An 18,240-nucleotide genomic window follows, 5' to 3' on the forward strand; every position below is an offset into this window, starting at 1 on the left:
ATGGGGCTCCTGGACATTCTGCTCGGCCGTACGAAACCGGTCCTGCCCGACCTCGACCAGCTCTTCGCGCTGCCGTCGGCTGCCGTGACCCTGGAGGCCGCGGCCGGTTTCACGCCGACCGGCACCGGTGCGGTGTGCTTCGCCACGGTCGAGGGCGGGGCGTTCGAGCAGACGCACCGGGAGGTCCAGGCCCTGCTGGACGCGGACGCCGACCGGGACGGGCCCCCGGTGGAGCTCAGCCAGGACGAGTACGGGTACTCGTGGCTGGTCTCCCGCCGCTCCCCCGGTCGGCTGTCCGAGCTGGTCAACGATCTGCACGCGGTGAACAGCTCGATGGAGGTCAACGGCTTCGGGCCGCAGCTGCTGTGCTCCCTGGCCGGTTTCCAGGGCGAGGGGGGCCGACGGCTCGCGCTGGTCTATCTCTACAAGCGCGGCACGTTCTACCCGTTCGCACCGCTGCCCGGCGGTGGGCAGCGGCGCGACAACGCGCTGGAGCTGCAGGTGAAGGCGGCGCTCGCCGGCGACCTGCGGATGGAGCAGGACCTGAGCCGCTGGTTCCCCGTGTGGGGCGCGCCGGGACAGTGACCGGCAGCGCCTACCAGCGGTTCACGTCGTCTCACTTGCTCTTCTCGCGCTCCTGGCGGCGCGACTCCATGGGACGCTCGCGACGGTATCGGCGCTCCCACTTGGCCTGCATGTCACGGCGCTTGCGGTAGGCCTGGTACGTGGCCGGCATGGACCCCGAAGAGGAGCCCCCCGACGACTGCGAGGACTGCGAGGCGGAGCCACCGCCGGTGCCGCTCCGCCCGTACTGCAGGTACAGGAAGAGCACAGCGACCGCGGCCAGCCACCAGACGTGGTTTCCGAATCCCAGGAGCACCAGGACAGCGGTCCCGGCTATGACGATGGTGCCCATGACGGGCCTCCGTTTGGGCGTGGGTGAGTGAGCGGTGATGAGTTGTCGTCCCGACGGGGCGCTGGGGGATGAGCGTCCGTCCGTCGGTGCGTAGAGAGTAGCCCCGAGTCCGCAGGGTGATGCCTGTCCTGCGGAAAGCGGTGGTGGGCAGCTCCGCAACGCTTGTCCAGCGTAGGGAGACGGTCACTCGCCGTGCATCCGGTTTTCTGCCCGGGGCCCTCGGAGACGGCCTCAGTCCGTCTGCAGATCCAGCCTCCGCTCCACCACCTCCTGGGCCACCTCGGTGATGCGGCGGCGGTGCGAGCGGGCGTGGGAGCGCAGGATGCGGAAGGCCTCGTCGACCGTGATGGAGTGCCGGGCCGCGAGTGTGCCCTTGGCCTGTTCGATGACGATACGGCTGGTCAGCGCCTGACCGAGCTGGTCGGCCAGGGCTCGGGTCTCGCGCAGTCGGCGGTCCCGTTCCAGGTTCCAGCCGGCGGCGTCGGTGAGTGACTGGCCCAGTGTCAGGAGCTCGGGGGGCAGCGGGGTGCCGCCGGGGCCCAGCAGCACGAGGGCGCCCAGGGTGTCGTCGCCGACGTGCAGGGGCAGCGCGGCGGCCCGGCCGTAACCCAGTTCCACGGCCCGGGCGGCGTACCGCGGCCAGTCCCGGCGGGCCCGCTCGCCGTCGAGGGCGGTGTCCGGCACCGGGACGCCGGTGCGGCGGGCTTCCGACCCCGGCCCCTCGCCCCAGGTGGCGGCCGAGCGAGCCAGGTGCAGCAGTTCCTTGCCGGTGCCGGCCACGTCGGGGCCGACGGAGTCGTCGGGGGCGTACAGCACGACCGTGACGCAGTCGCCGAGCAGTTCGGTACCGTGCGCGGCGAGGGCCGCGAGGAGCCCGGTCGGATCGGAGGGTTCGGTGACCTGGCTGGCGGCCAGATCCACGAACGCCTGTGCCAGCCGTTGCTGCGACGGAGGCATCGTGCTCATCAGCTTCCCTTCGCCTCTCGGACATCGGTCGCGAACCGTGTCCGCAGTCTTCCTTGTCGGCGCCCGCGGCGTCTGCCGCTTCAGCCGAGACGCAGCTCGCCCCGCAGGATGCGCTCCGCCACCGAGTGATCCAGGACGCCCTCGGCGAAGGCGTGTGCCCTGATCAGTTCCAGTGCGTCGGTCACCGGGCAGTCGAGGTGCACCGAGACCATGCCGGCGGCCTGGTGCACCTTGGCGCGCAGGTCGGTGGCGCCGTACAGCCCGGGGTCGCCGTCCGAGCTGAGGATCATGGAGCGGGTCAGCGCCTCGGCGACCTCGCTGAAGGTGTCCGAGTCGGTGACGCCCTGCACGGGGTCGAAGACCGCGAGCGCGCCGACACAGGTGCCGGACAGGCTGAGCGGTACGGCCGCGACCGCGCCGATGCCCAGTTCGGCCACCGCGGGGCCGTACCCGGGCCAGCGGTCGGCCAGTGCCGGGCCGGCCGCGGTCACCGGGCGGACCTCGCTGGTGGCGTCCCGGGCGGGCCCCTCGCCGAGCAGGAACTCAAGCTCCTGCGCGGCACGGGCCGGTTCGTCGGAGGCGGCCAGGCCGAGCTGGTCGCGGGCCGCTCCGACCAGCGTGACGGCGGCGCTGCTGGTGCCGCAGGCCGCCGCGACCCCGGACATGAACTGCGGCTGCGGGGTGTTGCGCGTCCGGGACCAGTCTCTGAGCCGGGACACGTAGTCGTCCTGAAGCTGTGCCGCGGTCAGGTGGCGGGCCGCCGTCGACCGGTGGATCTCCGCGATCCGCAGATGGACGTCTCTGAGCACCTCGGTGGGGGCCTGACCGGCGCGGAACTCATGCAGCTCTGCATGGCCGCTCTCACGCTCGGAACGGACCCGCGCCACAGCGGCCTTCCGCTCGGCGGACGCCATGAGGTCCCCGACCTCACCTCCGGTGGCCATACCGGAATCCTACGCTTCAGGTCCTCACCCGGAGCCGTTCGTCCTGCCTACTTCCATGAGCAGGACGACCCCGCCGTTGTGGCCGTCGAAGGGGCTGCAGTGCACCGTGCAGATCATCGAGCGGCCCAGGCGGTTGACGGCCTGCACGGGCAGCGGCTCTCCCCGTCTGCCGGTGTCGACACAGCGCTCGATCGTCTCGCGCAGCTTCGCGGTGGGCAGTCCGAAGTCGAGACCGTGGAAGGGCTGGTCGAGGACCTCGTCGGGGCGCAGGCCCCACATGTCGACGGCGCCGCGGTTCCAGCTCTTGACCTTCAGCCCCTGGTCCAGGACGACGATCCCGGCTGCGACGGAGGTGAGCACGGCCTCCAGGAAGGTGCGGGCCTCGTCCAGCTCCTCTGTGCGGACCCGCATCTCCTCGTTCATGGTCTCCAGTTCCTCGTTCCCCGACTGGAGCTCCTCATTGGTCGTCTCCAACTCCTCATTGGTGGACTGGAGTTCCTCGTTCGTCGTCTCCAGCTCCTCGATGCTCGACTGGAGTTCCTCGTTCGTCGTCTCCAGCTCCTCGTTCGTGGACTGGAGTTCCTCGTATGCCGTCTCAAGATCCTCGCGCACTCGCTTGACCTCGGACTTGAGCTGGGTGGCGACCGTGACATCGGTGAAGGTGATGTGGGTGGCGACCGGCACGCCGTCGGAGCCGGTCACGGGCTGGACGAGGATGTCGAAGTACTGGACGTCGTCGGCGACGCGGCGCTCGACGCCGTTGATCCGCACGGAGCGCCGCTCGTGAGTGGCCTGTTCGACCAGAGAGCGCAGTTCGACGGGGCGGTAGGAGATCTCCAGGTCCTGGAAGGGGCGCCCGATGTCGGTCGCGGTGAGGCCGAACTGCACGCGCGCGTGCCTGGTGACCAGGACGACCATGCCCTCGGAGTCGACGGCAAGGGCGGCGCTGGGTGTCGCGTCGAGGATGAGGTCGCGCAACTGCCGGTGGCGGGCCACGCTGGTCAGCTCGCCGCCCGTTCCGGCCCGGATCTTCACCGGTGCGGGCTGGTACGGCGGAGTGGCCTCACCGGGGCGGCGCCGGAACACGCGCTGGCGCATGCTCATCACCTCGAACCGCTCCGCGTCGTTGAGCAGCATCTCGGCCTTGCCGAGGAAGAGACAGCCGCCCTCGCGCAGCGCGAAGTGGAAGCGATCGATGATCTGTGTCTGCGCCTCGACGTTGAAGTACATCAGGGTGTTGCGGCAGATGAGCAGGTCGAGGCGGGAGATCGGAGCGTCGCGCGTGATGTCGTGGCGACCGAAGATCACCCTTCGGCGCAGATCGGAGCGGAAACCGAACCGGGCGCCGTTCTGCTCGAAGTACTTGTCGCGCAGCTCGGACGAGAGCGGTTCGAGGGACCTCGCCGGATACAGACCGGAGCGGGCGTCGCGCAGCGCCTCGTCGTCGACGTCCGTGCCGTAGATCTTGACCCGCTCCAGGGTCTCGTCGAGGCCCAGCGTCTCGGCGAACATGATGGCCAGGGAGTATGCCTCCTCGCCGCTGGAGCAGCCCGCGCACCACACCCGGATCTCGCCCTCGCTCCCGCTCCTCGCGATCAGCTCGGGCATCACCTCGCGTTGCAGGAAGGTCCATGCCTCGGGGTCGCGGAAGAACGAGGTGACGTTGATCAGGATGGTGTTGAACAGCGCGTTGAATTCCTCCGCATTGGTCTCCAGGCGGTCGCGGTAGTCGGTGTACGACGTGATCTGCGTGTCCGTCATCCGCTTGCGGATGCGGCGGCCCAGTGAGGACCGCTTGTAACCGGTGAAGTCGAAACCGCGGGCGTCCCTGAGGAAGCCGAGGAGCTCCTCCAGTTCCTCGTCGGTCTCCACGTCCGGCTGTCCGTCAACCATCGCTTCCGCCTGCTTCTCTGCTACTGCCTCTTGGTCTCGACCAGCCCGCGGATCACTGCGGCGATCTCCTCCAGAGGTAGCACGAAGTCAACCGTCCCCGTACCCACGGCCGCCTCGGGCATGCCTCTGAACTCCGCCGTCGCCGGATCCTGGGCGATCACGGTGCCGCCGCGCGACTTGACCGCGTCCACGCCCATCGCGCCGTCCCGCCCGGTCCCGGTGAGCACGCAGGCTATGGCCCGCGCCCCGTACGCCCCCGCGACCGACTCGAACAGCAGGTCGGCGGAGGGCCGGACGAAGTGGACCGGCTCGCTGTCGGTGAGGGTGAGCAGGCCGCCGGGGCGGACGAGCAGGTGCCGGTTGGGCGGGGCGATGTAGACCGTGCCCGGCCGGGTCCGCTCGTGGTCCTCGGCGAGCTTCACATCCAGTTCGGTACGGCGGTCCAGGACCTCCGCGATCACGGTGCGATGGCGGGGGTCCAGGTGCTGCACGACCAGGACCGGCACCGGGAACCCGGCGTCGAGAGCGCCGAGCAGGGTGACCAGGCCGTTGATGCCGCCCGCGGAGGAGGCTACGGCGACGGCCTCGAAGCCGTCGGTCGTGGGCTCGGAAGGCTGCACTTGGTCAGCGTAGGTCTGTTGACCGGGGGAGGCAGGTCCTGGGGTGTGATCACACCTCGGGGGCGGCCGCGACCACGCCGGCGGCGACGGCGGCGCCCAGGGCCGCGTGGTCCGCGGTGGTCTGGTCGGCGTAGGCGAGGGCGAAGTCGGCGACGGCCTGTTCGAAGGTGTCGGCGCCGCCGAGATAGGCGGCTATGGCGATGCGGTCGCCGGAGCGGGCGTGGGCGCGGGCCAGGGCGGTGCCGCACAGCCGGGCGTACCCGAGCAGGTCGGCCGGACTCATCCCGGCCACGTCCGCGGAGCCCTTCATGTCGCGCAGCTGCCGCCAGTAGAAGGCGCGCCCCTGCGGTCCGCTCATCCACCCCAGGAAGATGTCACTCGCCGCCTGCAGCTGCCGCTGACCTGCGACGACGCGATGTCCGGGATGGACGTACGGCCCGTGCGGCAGATGTTCCTCCAGTACGGACTTCCGCGCCTCCTTGATCTGCAGGAACAGGGGGTCGCCCTGGTCCCGTCCGGTGAGCAGTACGACGAAGCAGCGCAGGCCGACACTGCCGATGCCGACGACCTTGCGGGCGGCGTCCGCGAAGCGGTAGCGGTCCAGGAGCAGGCGACGCTCCTCGGAGAGGGTGGAACGGTAGTCGCTGAAGATCTTGCGCAGGGAGGCCGTGTCGGAGGCGCCGGCGGGTTCGAGGAGGGGCGGGTCGTGGATGATCCGGCGGCGCCCGTCGACCACCTCCGTGAGCTTGCCGAGGGCCTGCAGGCTGGTGCGGCGGCGGGCCCGGGTGAGGCTGGAGGCGACCTGCCCGCGGCGGCGGGCGGAGCGGACGAGGGGCAGCAGGGTGTCGGCGTCGAGGCGCTCGTACCAGACGGCGAGCTCGCCGCGCCCGGCCAGCCGCCGCATGGCGGCCCGGTAGGCGGCACCCGCCTCCAGCGTCGCGCGCCGCACCTTGGCCTCGACGTGCCCGTTCGCCCGCCCGGCCACGGCGACGGACGCCGCGAGCCGCTCGACATCCCACTCGAAGGGGCCGGGAAACGTCTCGTCGAAGTCGTTCAGGTCGAAGAGAAGCGCCCGCTCCGGGGAGGCGTACACGCCGAAGTTCAGCAGGTGGGCGTCACCGCACAGCTGCACGGTCAGCCCGGTGTGCGGCCGGGACGCGAGGTCGGCGGCCATCACGGCGGCGGCACCGCGCAGAAACGCGAACGGCGAGGCGGCCATCCGCCCGTACCGGATCGGCAGCAGCTCCGGCAGCCGGTCACGTCCCTGCCGTTCCAGTACGCCCAGGGGGTCGGCCCGGTCGACGGGCGGGACCCACCCCGCATGCGCGGAACGCGAAACCCTCCGCCGGGCGGCCTTACCCCGCTCGGCCCGGGCAACGGGCGTACTCACGGCCCCCACCACCGCATACCGCGCCTGCCCATCACGCCTCCGGTGCGGTCGCCTTCCGTCGCCTCCTGATCGCAGTGAAGGCGGGGGCGGGGACGCGCGCATGCCGGGGGCGGCGATCGGGTGACGGGGCGCGGGGTGGGGTGGGGGACTTCGGGGACGGGGCTGGTGACTCCGGCCGCCGACGGACTCAGCACCAGCGGCTCACCAGCAAAAACCCGTGCCACCAGCAGTCACCGCCAACCGAAACCAGCCGCACGAACGGCGACGTACAGCCGGTGGCTCGTGAGCGGGCACCCGCGCCCACGGCCGCGACCAGCCCCCCGAAGACCAACGGCCCAAGACACAAGGCCCACGGCCGACGGCTCACGAGCCAGGGCCCCTGCGGTCCGCCGTGACCGCCCTCAAGACCGGCGGCTGGAGACGAGGGGGCGTTGTCAGTGGGCTCCTGCAAGATGGGGGGACAGGTGGCTGACGGGGAGGCCGGGATGAGTGACGGCGGGCGGTATGTCGGGGTGGCGGAGCGGCGGGCGCGGCTCGCGTTGCGGCAGCGGCTGGCTCCGGCGGCGCGGGCGGGCAGCCCGGAGGAGGTCGCGGGCACGCTGGTGGCACTGCACGGGTCGGACCCGGCGACGGTGCACCTGGCGGTGGGCGCGCGGCTCGCGGACGCGGCGGGAACCGTGGCGGAGACCGAGCGGGCGCTGTACCGGGACCGGTCGCTGGTGCGGATGCACGGCATGCGGCACACGGTGTTCGTGTTCCCCACCGACCTCACCGCCGTCGTGCACGCCTCGACCGGCATCACGGTCGCCGGCCGGGAGCGGGCCTCGCTGCTCAAGGACATGGCGAAGGCCGGGGCACCGGACGCGGTTTGGCTGAAGGACGTCGAGGAGTCGACGCTGGCGGCTCTGGCGCGGCGCGGTCAGGCGACGGCGACCGAACTCGCCCTGGACGAGCCGCGGTTGAGAGAGCAGTTCGTGTACGCGGCCGGAAAGAGCTACGAGGGCGTGCACACCGTCTCGACCCGCTTGCTGAGGGTGCTGGGAGTGGAGGGCAAGGTCGTACGGGGGCGGCCGCTCGGTTCGTGGACGTCCAGCCAGTTCCGCTGGGCCGTGGCCCCTCCGCACCCCGAACTCGACGTGGCCGAGGCGCAGTCAGCGCTGCTCGGGCGGTGGCTCGCGGTGTGCGGGCCCGCCACGGAGGACGACCTCAAGTGGTGGACGGGGTGGAAGGTCACGGACGTCCGGCGTGCGCTGGCGGCGATCGGCGCGCGGGCGGTGAGGCTGGACGAGGGCACGGGGTACGTCGTCGCCGGTGACGTCGAGCCGGTGGCGGGCCCCGACTCGCCGTGGGCCGCGCTGCTGCCCGCGCTGGATCCGACGGCGATGGGGTGGCGGGAGCGGGACTGGTACCTGGCGCCGGAGCTGCGGCCGTCGCTGTTCGACTACAGCGGCAACGTGGGGCCGACGGTGTGGTGGGACGGCCGGGTGGTGGGCGGATGGGCTCAGCGTCCCGACGGTGAGATCGTCTGGCGGCTGCTCGACACGGACGGTGTGGGGCGTGAGGCCGAGGCGGCGATCGCGGCCGAGGCGGAGAGACTGCGGGGGTGGGTGGGCGCCACGAAGGTGACACCCCGCTTCCGGACGCCCCTGGAGAAGGAGTTGGCGGCACTCCCCGGCCCGTCCGGCGCTTGAGGACAGGGACTGGCATCCCATACCCCACGTGCCCACGGGGCAGCGCGTTCTCGGCGCCGGTCCGCGTTTTCAGCCCGTCCGGCGTTTGAGGACGAAGCCCCTTGAGGGCCGAAGCGGGGGCCTGGGGGCGGCAGCCCCCAGCAGGCGGCAACACAAGTGCCGGGTGCCCCCCGCAAGCAGGCGGCACCCGGCACCACACTCAACGCGAATACCGCATCAGCGCCCGCACCATGTGGCACGTCGTGTCCGACGGCGGGTGGACGCCGATCAGTTCGGCCGTGCTCCGTATCGTCTCGTTGCGGGCCTGGTTCGGTACGTACACCCCCGTGTCGAGCAGGGCGATGGCGAGCCGCATCGCCTTGAGGCGGCGGTTGTGCGTGACGTACCACTCGCGCGGACGGCCCGGCGGCAGCGGTCGCTTCTCCACGGGGTCGTACGGCAGGTCGAGCAGAACAGAACGCTTTGCGGTGGACTGGGTCGGCTTCGGCTTCAGTGCGGCAGCGGGCACAGGCATCCTCCTGTCGCGGTGAGGGCGTCGGAACGGGAGTTTCGGCAACCCCCCACACCCTCGAACACTTCTTCTAGTGTACCGCTCGGCACTGACAAAAGGCCCTGGCCACAGGGGCTTTGAGAGGGTCCCAGGGGTACCTTTGACCCCATGGAGATCTGGATCAACCCCGCATGTTCGAAGTGCCGCAGCGCCATCAGCCTGCTCGATGCCGAGGGCGCCGACTACACCGTCCGCCGCTACCTGGACGACGTACCGAGCGAGGACGAGATCAGGGACGTACTCGACCGTCTCGGCCTCGAACCCTGGGACATCACCCGCACCCAGGAGGCCGACGCCAAGGAGCTCGGACTGGAGGAGTGGGCGCGGGACGACTCTTCGCGCGAACGGTGGATCAAGGCGCTCGCCGAGCACCCGAAGCTGATCCAGCGCCCGATCATCACCGCCGACGACGGCACCGCGGTGGTCGGCCGCACCGACGAGGCCGTGCGGGACGCCCTGTCGCGATAGGCCCGACAGCAGGGAACGGAGCCGGCGCTGTGAGCCGGCTTCAACTTCCCTGTGACGCACGTTACTTCGGTGACTCCTGTAACCGCTGAGTAACCTCGTTCGGTATCTCGTACATAGCGGCGTACGCTCCCCTACCTCGCAGGAGGCGCGCATGTCGCGTAGGAGAAGTCTCGGTACGAAGAAGAAGATCGCGCTGCTGGTGAGCGCGGCGGCGGTGGCGGGAGGCGGCGCCTTCGTCATGGCGAGCACCTCGAACGCCGCGCAGAGCCCCCAGGCCAAGACCCTGTCGGCCGCGGACTCGAACGTCTGCCAGGGGCTCGCCACCGCCCTCGGCAACAACCAGAAGTTCATCGACGGGCAGAAGGCCGACCCCGACGCCCAGTCCGCGGCCCGGATCGCCAACCGCGAGGCCGTCATCGCGCAGATCAAGGTCCAGCAGAAGGCGTCCGGTTGCACCGTTGGGGAGTCGGCTCAGGGCTCCCAGGCGACGCAGCCGGCGCAGAACGGTGCGGGACAGCAGGCGGCGGGACAGCAGGCGGGGGGTGCGCAGCAGTCCGCGCAGCCCTCGCAGGCGGCCTCGGCACCCGCGGGAAACGCGAACGGGAACGCGGGTGGCGGCGCTGCCGCCTCGGGTCAGCAGGTGTGCAACGGCTCCACCGTCACCCTCTCCGGAGAGGGCGGCGCGCCTGCCGCCTCCAGCAACCAGTTCCCGGCGGGGACGACGCTGAAGGTCACCAACCTGGACAACAACAAGTCCACGACGGTGAAGGTCACCTCGGTCTCCGGCAGCTGTGCCCTGCTCAACGACGCGGCCTTCGAACAGGTCCGGGAGCCCGGCAAGTTCCTGATCCGCCATGCGCTGATCGAGAAGGTGGGGTGAGGCTCAAGGGCTCAAGAACCCCGTGAGGCGGCGGCCGAGTCCGGCGGGTGCGGCCTGCGGCAGCGCGTGATGGGAGACGTCCGGGACCACGACCGTCTCCGCGCGCGGCAGCAGCGCATCCGCCCTCGCCGCCACCTCGTACGTGTCATGTGTCCTGCTGTTCCCGGCCAGGAACAGCAGGACCGGCATGTCCAGCCCGCGCAGCGCGTCCGGCGCCGGGCGCGGACCGGTCACCGGCTTCGATACGGAGGGGAAGCCGGCGGCCGCCTCCTGGAGCCGGAGCCAGTCGGGGTCGAGGGGCACTTCTCCGGTCCCTCCCCCGGCCTCCCATTCCAGGAAGGCCCGGGCCCGGCGGGGCGAGGGCCGCAGCAGCAGCGGCAGGGCGTGCAGGAGATACGCGGGCCGGTATCCGGCGAAGCACTGGGTGGGGTCCAGCAGGAAGAGCCGGCGGACGCGTGCGCGGGCGTGCAGCGCGTAGTGCAGGGCGATCCAGCCGCCGTACGAGTGCCCGCCCAGGTCCGTCTCTTCAAGGCCGAGGTCGTCCAGGACCACGTCCAGCCAGACCACCAGGTCGGCGACCGTACGGGGGTGACGGTCGCCGGCCTCGGTGCCGCGGCCCGCGCAGCCGGGGAGGTCGACGGCGAACACGCGGTGGGTAGGGGCCAGGTCGGCGGCCTGCGCGTACCACGTGGCGGAGGTGGCTCCCCCGCCGCCGGGGAGCAGGACGACCGCGGGCGCGTCGACCGGGCCGCACAGGTTGACGTACGTCGTCCCGAAGGGCGTGGGGACGGTCACCGCCTCGCGCTCGGCGGGCCACTTGGCCATGACCTTGTCGTACGCGGTGCGGAAGCCGTCCATGTCGTAGGCGCTGCGAGCAGGCACCGGAACCTCCCTTATTATCTCGTTAGGCGAGATACTCGGTGAACGAGATAATAGTCGGAGGCAGTTCGTGCCGAACCCCCAGGGCCCCGAGATGGAGGTCGTCCACCTGCTGCGTGCGGCGACCGTCGAACTCGCCCTGCACAGCGCCCGTTTCGCGTCCCGCAACGGCATGCACCCCACGGACGTACGCGCCCTGATCGCCCTCATGGACGTCTCCCGCGCGGGTGAGGAGATGACGGCCGGGCGGCTCGGGACCGCCCTCGGACTGAACTCGGCGGGGACCACCGCGCTGGTCGACCGGCTGGAGCGGGCCGGGCATGTGCGCCGGGTCCGTGACCCACGGGACCGGCGCAGGGTGGTGATCGAGGTGGACGAGCGGGCGGTCGGGCTCGGGTGGTCCTCCTTCGGGCCGCTGATCCAGCGGACGGTGGAGCTGCTGCAGGGGTACGACGAGCGGGAGGTGGCCGCGATCAGGGGGTTCCTCGCCGGGGTGCGGGACGCGGCCGCGGCCGGCGGCTGACCACCCGGCCGTTTGCGCAGAACCCCATCGCATACGAGCCGCCGTACGGCATACCCCACGCCCACCCCACGACAGGCCGTACGAGGGGCCGTACGACGGGCCGTTCGCCGCCGCCGACCGCGTCGACCTGTCGACTCGCCGCGCCCCACCCGCCCTCACAGCGTGAATCGCGCCACACCACCGCCAGGTAACACGGGGTTCACACTCGAGCAATGGCCGGGAAATCGCCTGTTGACAGGCTCGCGGACATCCACCGCGGCGCCCCAGTGCCGCAGCGCCGCAGCACCCGCAAGTGCGTAGACACATCCCCCGAAGGAAGTGGCCCGTGACCTTCAAGGCTGAGTACATCTGGATCGACGGCACCCAGCCGACCGCCAAGCTCCGTTCCAAGACGAAGATCATCGCGGGCGAGCCCGCCGGTCTGGACGCGCTGCCGATCTGGGGCTTCGACGGGTCCTCCACGAACCAGGCCGAGGGCCACTCCTCGGACCGTGTCCTCAAGCCGGTCTTCACCTGCCCGGACCCGATCCGCGGCGGCGACGACATCCTCGTCCTGTGCGAGGTCCTCAACATCGACATGACGCCGCACGAGTCCAACACCCGTGCCGCGCTGACCGAGGTCGCCGAGAAGTTCGCCGCTCAGGAGCCGATCTTCGGCATCGAGCAGGAGTACACCTTCTTCCAGGACGGCTACCCGCTGGGCTTCCCCAAGGGCGGCTTCCCGGCCCCCCAGGGCGGCTACTACTGCGGAGTCGGCGCCGACGAGATCTTCGGCCGTGACATCGTCGAGGCCCACCTGGAGAACTGCCTCGCGGCCGGTCTCGCCATCTCCGGCATCAACGCCGAGGTCATGCCCGGCCAGTGGGAGTTCCAGGTCGGCCCGGTCTCCCCGCTGGAGGTCTCCGACCACCTGTGGGTGGCCCGCTGGCTGCTCTACCGCACCGCCGAGGACTTCGGCGTCGCCGCGACGCTGGACCCGAAGCCGGTGAAGGGCGACTGGAACGGCGCCGGTGCGCACACCAACTTCTCCACCAAGGCGATGCGCGAGACCTACGAGGCGATCATCACCGCCGCCGAGTCGCTGGGTGAGGGCTCCAAGCCGCTCGACCACGTCAAGAACTACGGCGCCGGCATCGACGACCGCCTGACCGGTCTGCACGAGACCGCCCCGTGGAACGAGTACTCCTACGGAGTCTCCAACCGCGGCGCCTCGGTCCGCATCCCGTGGCAGGTCGAGAAGGACGGCAAGGGCTACATCGAGGACCGCCGCCCCAACGCCAACGTCGACCCGTACGTCGTGACGCGCCTGATCGTCGACACGTGCTGCTCCGCGCTGGAGAAGGCCGGCCAGGTCTGATCCCGGTTCTCCGGAAAAGGGGCGTCCACCCGTTCGCGGTGGGCGCCTCTTCGCGTTGGGCCCGGCGCGTTGTCAGTGGGGCGTGCAAAGGTGAAAGCCATGGAGATCGACGAGGGCCTCGCCGTCAAGGTCGAGACGGAGACGGGTCGTTCGCACGCGCGGATTGCGCAGGACCGGTTGCGGGAGTTGGTGCACACGATCGGGGGCGCGGGGAACCGCTTTCTGGTCGTACAGCGGGTTCCTGACATCCCGGACGAGTTCGCGCAGGTCTGGCACGAGGAGGGCGGCGACTACCGGCTCGAACACCGGCGCGGCGCGGCCGGGTTCTGCGGTACGAACCTTCCGGCACCCGCCCAGGCGGCGGACCTGCTGATCGGCTGGGCCCGGCGAGACGCCGGATGGGACGCGGGAGTCTCCTGGGAGCCGGTCGGCCTGGGACCGGCCGAGGAGGTGCCCGAACTGCCGGACGAGGTGCGCGAGAAGGTCGAGGAGCGTGTCCGGTTGCTGCTGCGTTGTGGGTACGACAGCCGGGCCCGGTTGGCCGAGGCCGCCGAGGAGTGGCTGGTCGACGGCGATGAGCGGCCCGTCTCCCGGGCCCAGGCCCAAAGGCTCGTGGACCGGCTGTGGATGGAGCGGGTCACCGAACAGGCGGCCTGGGTCGGGACCACCGATCCCGAGCGCCTCACCGCCGCCTTCGAGGCGTTGAACGCGCGGGGCATCACCGGCCGGGAGAACTTCACCTGCTGCCGCTCGTGCGGTACCGCCGAGATAGGCGGGGAGCGGGCCGAAGGCGACCGCGGCTTCGTCTACTTTCATACACAGTGCACCGAAAGTGCCGCCGCAGGACGTGGACTGATGCTGCTGTACGGCAGGTTCGACGGGTCGGAGCAGACCACGGCCGCCGTCGGGCGCGAGGTCGTCGCCGCCCTGGGTGCCGCCGGACTGTCCGTGATGTGGGACGGGGATCCGGACACGGCGATCGAGGTCACACCCTTGACCTGGCGCAAACGCCTGGTGGGGTGAGGTACGCAAGGCCGGTTTCATGCCAGGGAAGTGTCCGAGCAGTGAGAGAACGCTCCTCGTGAGGGGCATGGTCTGCTTCAATGGGCGCATGGCCAGCTTCCAGAACCACACCGCGACGGGTCGCCATGACCTCGAGCCGTTCTGGCCTTCCCGTCAGCACCACGACTTCGACCGGGTGTGTTGCCGCGCGACGAACGCGCCGGCCCTCTAAAGCCGTACACCCCGGCCTTCGGCCAGCGCGCAACGACGTACGTCCCGGCGGGCCCGACCACGAATCGCGGCCGCCGTCCTCCCAGACGAACTCCTCGCGCGAAAGAGCTGACCTCTCATGGCGACCACTCGTTCTCTCTCCACCGCCGCCCTCACCTCCCCCGCCCAGAACGGCGCCCGGCACCGGCTGCGGGCCGTCGACCGGGACGAGGTCGTGGACGTGGCGGACTTCCTGCCGCCGGGTGCCACCTGGCTGCCCGCTCCGCAGCACACCCTGCCCACCCTGCCGGGCCAGCCGCCGATGATCGGCTACCTGGTGCTCGTCCCGGCCGACCAGCAGCCGCCCTTCCTGCCGGTGGCGGTGCCCGGCCCCACCGGTGAGACGCGGGGCAGCGGCAACCCCCTGGTCCGGATCGACTCCGTACAGCGCACGGCCGAGGTGGACGGGCGCGAACTCGACCTCACCTACCTGGAGTTCGAGCTCCTCGCGCATCTCGTCGGGCATCCGCACCGGGTGCACACCCGCGACCAGCTGGTCACCACTGTATGGGGGTACGGCCACGTGGGCGACGGCCGCACCGTCGACGTCCACGTCGCCCGCCTGCGCCGCAAGCTGGGCGCCGAGCACCGCGGGACGATCCAGACGGTGCGGCGGGTCGGGTACAAGTACACGCCGCCGACCGGTCGTTGAGCGTCCACGGACGGCGTGTCCTCTGCTGACGGCAGATTGCCGTTCCGTCCGGCGGCCCGACCGGGCAGGCTCACCGGCATGAGACTTCTGGTGCTGGGCGGGACGGAGTTCGCGGGGCGGGCCGTCGTGGAAGCGGCCCTGGGGCGTGGCTGGGAGGTGACCGCCCTCAACCGGGGGCGGCGCCGACTCCCGGACGGCGTACGGGCGTTGCGAGGTGACCGCACCGCGCCCGACGGGCTCGCCCCCCTCGCGGAGGGCGAGTGGGACGCCGTCGTCGACACCTGGTCGGCGGCGCCCCGGGCCGTGCGGAGCGCCGCACGGCTGCTGCAGGGCCGTGTCGGGCGGTATGTGTATGTGTCCAGTTGCTCGGTGTACGCGTGGCCCTCGCCGGCCGGGTACGACGAGAGCGCCCCACTGGTCGAGGGTGCCGAGCCCGACGCGGACACGACGGATTACACGCGCGACAAGCGGGGTGCGGAGATCGCCGTCGTGGACGCCTTCGGCGCTGAGCGTTCCGTGCTCGTACGGGCCGGGCTGATCCTCGGTCCGTACGAGAACATCGGGCGGTTGCCGTGGTGGCTGGGGCGGATTGCGCGGGGCGGGCCGGTGCTCGCGCCCGGGCCACGGGGTCTGCCGTTGCAGTACATCGACGTGCGGGACATGGCCGAGTGGATTCTCGGCGCGGTGGAGCGGGAGTTGAGCGGGCCGTACAACATGGTCAGCGAGCAGGGGCACGCCACCATGGGCAGCCTGCTGGACGCGTGCGTCGCCGTCACCGGCTCGGGTGCGGAACTGCGGTGGACCGACCCCGGGGTGATCCTCGATGCGGGTATCGCGCCGTGGACCCAGCTGCCGGTGTGGGTGCCGCCGCACACCGACATGCATGACTCCATGCACAGTGGGAACGTCTCCCGTGCGCTGGCGGCGGGGCTGGTCTGCCGCCCCGTCGGGGAGACCGTCGCCGATACCTGGCGTTGGCTCCAGGGGATCGGCGGCACCGCGCCCGTACGGCCGGGGCGGCCGCCGGTGGGGCTGGATCCGGTGGTGGAGGCGAAGGTGTTGGGGCGGTGACGAGACTGCGGGCCGGTGGGGGCTGATCGCACGGTTCCCCGCGCCCCCAAATGCCCCTCCCGTGGGTGTACCTGGCACCACCCCCCACCCGGGGGGCCCGGCCCCGTGACCCTCCGTCCCCGCTCGGCCAGACTTCTGCCATGAACACCGACACGCACCGTGCCCGGGCGCGGGCCCGCGAGGTACTACTGGCTGCCGTACGGGGACTCGCACTGGCCGTGGCCGTGCTGCCCTTGTCGGTGCTGCTGTTCGTCCTGGCCCTCGTCTCCGTCGCGCTCATACCCATCGGCGTCGGTGTCGTCACGACCCCGCCGATCCTGAACGCGGTGCGGACCCTCGCGGACAAGCGGCGGGAGCTCGCGGCGGAGTGGTGCGGGGTGCGGATACCGTCGGCGTACCGGCCGGTCCCCGGGCGGGCCAACCCCTGGACGCGCACGTACGCCATGCTGCGCGACCCGGCGGTCTGGCGGGACGTGCGCTGGCTTCAGGTGGACATGACGGCGGGGTTCGTCACCGCGCTGCTGCCTGCGTTGCTCGTCTTCTACCCCCTGGAGGGCCTCGCGGTGGCGGCCGGGCTGTGGCGGCCGCTGTCGGAGGCCGGCGGCTACTGGTACGGCTTCGTACACGTCACCGACCAGGCCTCCGCGCTCGGCGCCGGCGCCCTGGCCCTCGCACTCCTCCCCCTCGCCCACCGCTACGCCCCGTCCCTGCTGACCGCCCACTTCCGGCTCACCCGGGCCGTACTCGGCGCGAGTCAGGCCGAACTGGCCGAGCGGGTGCAGGTGCTGACCGAGACCCGGAAGGACGCAGTCGACACCTCCGCCGCCGAGCTGCGCCGTATCGAGCGGGATCTGCACGACGGCGCGCAGGCCCGGCTGGTGGCCATGGGCATGGATCTGGGCACCATCGAGATGCTCCTCGACAAGGACCCGGCGAAGGCGAAGCAGCTCCTCGCCCGGACCCGGCAGTCCTCCGTCGACGCGCTCGCCGAGCTGCGCGACCTGGTCCGCGGCATCCATCCGCCGGTGCTGGCCGAGCGCGGACTCGGCGACGCCGTGAGGGCGTTGGCGCTGCGGCTGCCGCTGCCCACCGAGGTGAACGTCGATCTGGCGGGGCGCGCGGACGCGCCGGTCGAGTCGGCCGCCTACTTCGCGGTCAGCGAGGTGCTCACCAACGCGGTCAAGCACTCGGGCGCGGACCGGATCTGGATCGACCTGCATCATGTGACCGAGGGCGCCGGCATGCTGCGCGTCACCGTCACCGACAACGGCAAGGGCGGCGCGGTGATCGGGGCCGGTTCGGGGCTGGCCGGAGTCGAGCGGCGCCTGGGTACATTCGACGGCGTCCTGGCCGTCAGCAGTCCCGCGGGCGGTCCCACCATGGTCACCATGGAGATCCCTTGCGCATTGTCCTAGCCGAAGACCTCTTCCTGCTGCGCGACGGCCTGGTCCGGCTTCTGGAGGCCTACGACTTCGAGATCGCCGCGGCCGTCGAGTCCGGCCCCGAGCTCGAACGGGCGCTGGCCGAGCTGGAGCCGGACGTCGCCGTGGTCGACGTACGCCTGCCGCCGACGCACACCGACGAGGGGCTGCAGTGCGCGCTGCGGGCCCGCCGGGACAGACCCGGGCTTCCGGTGCTGGTGCTCTCGCAGCACGTGGAGCAGTTGTACGCGCGTGAGCTGCTCGCCGACGGCAGCGGCGGGGTCGGGTACCTGCTGAAGGACCGGGTGTTCGACGCGGAGCAGTTCGTGGATGCCGTACGGCGGGTCGCGGCGGGCGGTACGGCCATGGATCCGCAGGTGATCCAGCAGCTGCTCTCGCGGCGGGCCGCCGACGACCGTCCGCTCGCGCGGCTGACGCCCCGTGAGCGGGAGGTGCTGGAGCTGATGGCGCAGGGCCGTTCCAACGCGGCGATCGCGGGACAGCTGGTGGTCACAGAACGGGCCATTGCCAAGCACACCTCCAACATCTTCACCAAACTGGACCTGGAGGTCTCGGACGACGACAACCGTCGCGTCCTGGCGGTTCTCGCCTATCTGGACCGGGAACAGTAAGCGGTTGCTGATCCTCCGTAACTTCCGCTGCTCAGACTGCTGTTGGGTCGCAAAGGCCGAGCAAACCTCTGATTTGTTTGTGGGGCTGCTGAACACCTCTGGGACCGCGACCGTA

19 protein-coding genes are annotated in these 18,240 nt (G+C 71.2%); 11 read left to right on the top strand and 8 right to left on the bottom strand.

Going from position 1 to position 18,240, the window contains the following annotated elements; translation table 11 throughout:
• Complete coding sequence (pspAB, locus tag LJ657_RS11370; RefSeq protein WP_232648316.1) at window positions 1-585, top strand: PspA-associated protein PspAB; 585 nt, start codon at window positions 1-3, stop codon at window positions 583-585.
• A gap of 31 nt (window positions 586-616) precedes the next feature.
• Here the strand turns inward: pspAB and LJ657_RS11375 are convergent, their stop codons facing one another.
• The 6 genes from LJ657_RS11375 to LJ657_RS11400 all read right to left on the bottom strand — a co-directional run bounded on the left by LJ657_RS11375 (window position 617) and on the right by LJ657_RS11400 (window position 6,729).
• Complete coding sequence (locus LJ657_RS11375; RefSeq protein WP_232648317.1) at window positions 617-916, bottom strand: hypothetical protein; 300 nt, start codon at window positions 914-916, stop codon at window positions 617-619.
• Between the two features lie 231 nt (window positions 917-1,147).
• Entirely contained in the window at window positions 1,148-1,882 is a 735-nt protein-coding gene (locus tag LJ657_RS11380; RefSeq protein WP_232648318.1) for a GAF and ANTAR domain-containing protein, read from the bottom strand.
• Between the two features lie 80 nt (window positions 1,883-1,962).
• The gene (locus tag LJ657_RS11385) at window positions 1,963-2,826 is read right to left on the bottom strand and encodes a GAF domain-containing protein (RefSeq protein WP_232648319.1); all 864 of its coding nucleotides are present in this window, start codon (window positions 2,824-2,826) and stop codon (window positions 1,963-1,965) included.
• Window positions 2,827-2,850: 24 nt separating this feature from the next.
• Window positions 2,851-4,719 (bottom strand): CheR family methyltransferase, encoded by a 1,869-nt coding sequence (locus LJ657_RS11390; RefSeq protein WP_232648320.1) that lies wholly within the window; start codon window positions 4,717-4,719, stop codon window positions 2,851-2,853.
• Window positions 4,720-4,739: 20 nt separating this feature from the next.
• Window positions 4,740-5,339 (bottom strand): chemotaxis protein CheB, encoded by a 600-nt coding sequence (locus tag LJ657_RS11395; protein ID WP_232648321.1) that lies wholly within the window; start codon window positions 5,337-5,339, stop codon window positions 4,740-4,742.
• 49 nt (window positions 5,340-5,388) lie between these two features.
• The gene (locus LJ657_RS11400; RefSeq protein WP_232648322.1) at window positions 5,389-6,729 is read right to left on the bottom strand and encodes a DUF2252 domain-containing protein; all 1,341 of its coding nucleotides are present in this window, start codon (window positions 6,727-6,729) and stop codon (window positions 5,389-5,391) included.
• A gap of 485 nt (window positions 6,730-7,214) precedes the next feature.
• Between LJ657_RS11400 and LJ657_RS11405 the strand changes: the two genes are divergently transcribed.
• On the top strand, window positions 7,215-8,420 hold the full coding sequence (locus tag LJ657_RS11405) for a winged helix DNA-binding domain-containing protein (protein ID WP_232648323.1): 1,206 nt from the start codon (window positions 7,215-7,217) through the stop codon (window positions 8,418-8,420).
• Window positions 8,421-8,619: 199 nt separating this feature from the next.
• Here the strand turns inward: LJ657_RS11405 and LJ657_RS11410 are convergent, their stop codons facing one another.
• Complete coding sequence (locus LJ657_RS11410) at window positions 8,620-8,928, bottom strand: hypothetical protein (protein ID WP_232648324.1); 309 nt, start codon at window positions 8,926-8,928, stop codon at window positions 8,620-8,622.
• Window positions 8,929-9,078: 150 nt separating this feature from the next.
• Between LJ657_RS11410 and LJ657_RS11415 the strand changes: the two genes are divergently transcribed.
• Window positions 9,079-9,438, top strand: a complete 360-nt coding sequence (locus LJ657_RS11415) for an arsenate reductase family protein (protein ID WP_232648325.1) — start codon at window positions 9,079-9,081, stop codon at window positions 9,436-9,438.
• A gap of 151 nt (window positions 9,439-9,589) precedes the next feature.
• Window positions 9,590-10,318: an SCO2207 family protein gene (locus tag LJ657_RS11420; protein WP_232648326.1), complete on the top strand. Its 729-nt coding sequence runs from the start codon at window positions 9,590-9,592 to the stop codon at window positions 10,316-10,318.
• Between the two features lie 3 nt (window positions 10,319-10,321).
• Here the strand turns inward: LJ657_RS11420 and LJ657_RS11425 are convergent, their stop codons facing one another.
• Window positions 10,322-11,200: an alpha/beta fold hydrolase gene (locus LJ657_RS11425; RefSeq protein ID WP_372487900.1), complete on the bottom strand. Its 879-nt coding sequence runs from the start codon at window positions 11,198-11,200 to the stop codon at window positions 10,322-10,324.
• Window positions 11,201-11,291: 91 nt separating this feature from the next.
• Here LJ657_RS11425 and LJ657_RS11430 point away from each other — a divergent pair, with 91 nt between their 5' ends.
• The 7 genes from LJ657_RS11430 to LJ657_RS11465 all read left to right on the top strand — a co-directional run bounded on the left by LJ657_RS11430 (window position 11,292) and on the right by LJ657_RS11465 (window position 18,125).
• Window positions 11,292-11,720: a MarR family transcriptional regulator gene (locus tag LJ657_RS11430; protein WP_232648429.1), complete on the top strand. Its 429-nt coding sequence runs from the start codon at window positions 11,292-11,294 to the stop codon at window positions 11,718-11,720.
• 325 nt (window positions 11,721-12,045) lie between these two features.
• Window positions 12,046-13,077 carry a glutamine synthetase gene (glnII, locus tag LJ657_RS11435; protein WP_232648327.1) on the top strand — a complete coding sequence of 344 codons (1,032 nt, stop codon included), beginning with the start codon at window positions 12,046-12,048 and terminating at the stop codon, window positions 13,075-13,077.
• A gap of 99 nt (window positions 13,078-13,176) precedes the next feature.
• The gene (locus tag LJ657_RS11440; protein ID WP_232648328.1) at window positions 13,177-14,100 is read left to right on the top strand and encodes a DUF6891 domain-containing protein; all 924 of its coding nucleotides are present in this window, start codon (window positions 13,177-13,179) and stop codon (window positions 14,098-14,100) included.
• Window positions 14,101-14,428: 328 nt separating this feature from the next.
• Window positions 14,429-15,001, top strand: a complete 573-nt coding sequence (locus LJ657_RS11450) for a winged helix-turn-helix domain-containing protein (RefSeq protein WP_232648330.1) — start codon at window positions 14,429-14,431, stop codon at window positions 14,999-15,001.
• 78 nt (window positions 15,002-15,079) lie between these two features.
• Window positions 15,080-16,072, top strand: coding sequence for an SDR family oxidoreductase (locus LJ657_RS11455; protein ID WP_232648331.1), 993 nt, complete (start codon window positions 15,080-15,082; stop codon window positions 16,070-16,072).
• 140 nt (window positions 16,073-16,212) lie between these two features.
• On the top strand, window positions 16,213-17,487 hold the full coding sequence (locus LJ657_RS11460) for a sensor histidine kinase (protein ID WP_232648332.1): 1,275 nt from the start codon (window positions 16,213-16,215) through the stop codon (window positions 17,485-17,487).
• Window positions 17,472-18,125: a LuxR C-terminal-related transcriptional regulator gene (locus tag LJ657_RS11465; protein WP_232648333.1), complete on the top strand. Its 654-nt coding sequence runs from the start codon at window positions 17,472-17,474 to the stop codon at window positions 18,123-18,125. The genes LJ657_RS11460 and LJ657_RS11465 overlap by 16 nt, the downstream gene beginning before the upstream one ends.
• Window positions 18,126-18,240: the final 115 nt, after the last annotated feature.

The sequence above is a fragment of the Streptomyces guryensis genome, assembly GCF_021261325.1.
In the GTDB taxonomy this organism is placed as follows: Bacteria; Actinomycetota; Actinomycetes; order Streptomycetales; family Streptomycetaceae; genus Streptomyces; species Streptomyces guryensis.

Excerpts from the sequence above, each read along its gene's own strand:
- LJ657_RS11450 (WP_232648330.1), top strand. The coding sequence starts at position 14,429 with ATGGCGACCACTCGTTCTCTCTCCACCGCCGCCCTCACCTCCCCCGCC.
- LJ657_RS11405 (WP_232648323.1), top strand. The coding sequence starts at position 7,215 with ATGAGTGACGGCGGGCGGTATGTCGGGGTGGCGGAGCGGCGGGCGCGG.
- LJ657_RS11440 (WP_232648328.1), top strand. The coding sequence starts at position 13,177 with ATGGAGATCGACGAGGGCCTCGCCGTCAAGGTCGAGACGGAGACGGGT.
- LJ657_RS11455 (WP_232648331.1), top strand. The coding sequence starts at position 15,080 with ATGAGACTTCTGGTGCTGGGCGGGACGGAGTTCGCGGGGCGGGCCGTC.
- LJ657_RS11380 (WP_232648318.1), bottom strand. The coding sequence starts at position 1,882 with ATGAGCACGATGCCTCCGTCGCAGCAACGGCTGGCACAGGCGTTCGTG.
- LJ657_RS11375 (WP_232648317.1), bottom strand. The coding sequence starts at position 916 with ATGGGCACCATCGTCATAGCCGGGACCGCTGTCCTGGTGCTCCTGGGA.
- pspAB (WP_232648316.1), top strand. The coding sequence starts at position 1 with ATGGGGCTCCTGGACATTCTGCTCGGCCGTACGAAACCGGTCCTGCCC.
- LJ657_RS11415 (WP_232648325.1), top strand. The coding sequence starts at position 9,079 with ATGGAGATCTGGATCAACCCCGCATGTTCGAAGTGCCGCAGCGCCATC.
- LJ657_RS11420 (WP_232648326.1), top strand. The coding sequence starts at position 9,590 with ATGTCGCGTAGGAGAAGTCTCGGTACGAAGAAGAAGATCGCGCTGCTG.
- LJ657_RS11390 (WP_232648320.1), bottom strand. The coding sequence starts at position 4,719 with ATGGTTGACGGACAGCCGGACGTGGAGACCGACGAGGAACTGGAGGAG.
- LJ657_RS11430 (WP_232648429.1), top strand. The coding sequence starts at position 11,292 with ATGGAGGTCGTCCACCTGCTGCGTGCGGCGACCGTCGAACTCGCCCTG.
- LJ657_RS11385 (WP_232648319.1), bottom strand. The coding sequence starts at position 2,826 with ATGGCCACCGGAGGTGAGGTCGGGGACCTCATGGCGTCCGCCGAGCGG.
- LJ657_RS11460 (WP_232648332.1), top strand. The coding sequence starts at position 16,213 with ATGAACACCGACACGCACCGTGCCCGGGCGCGGGCCCGCGAGGTACTA.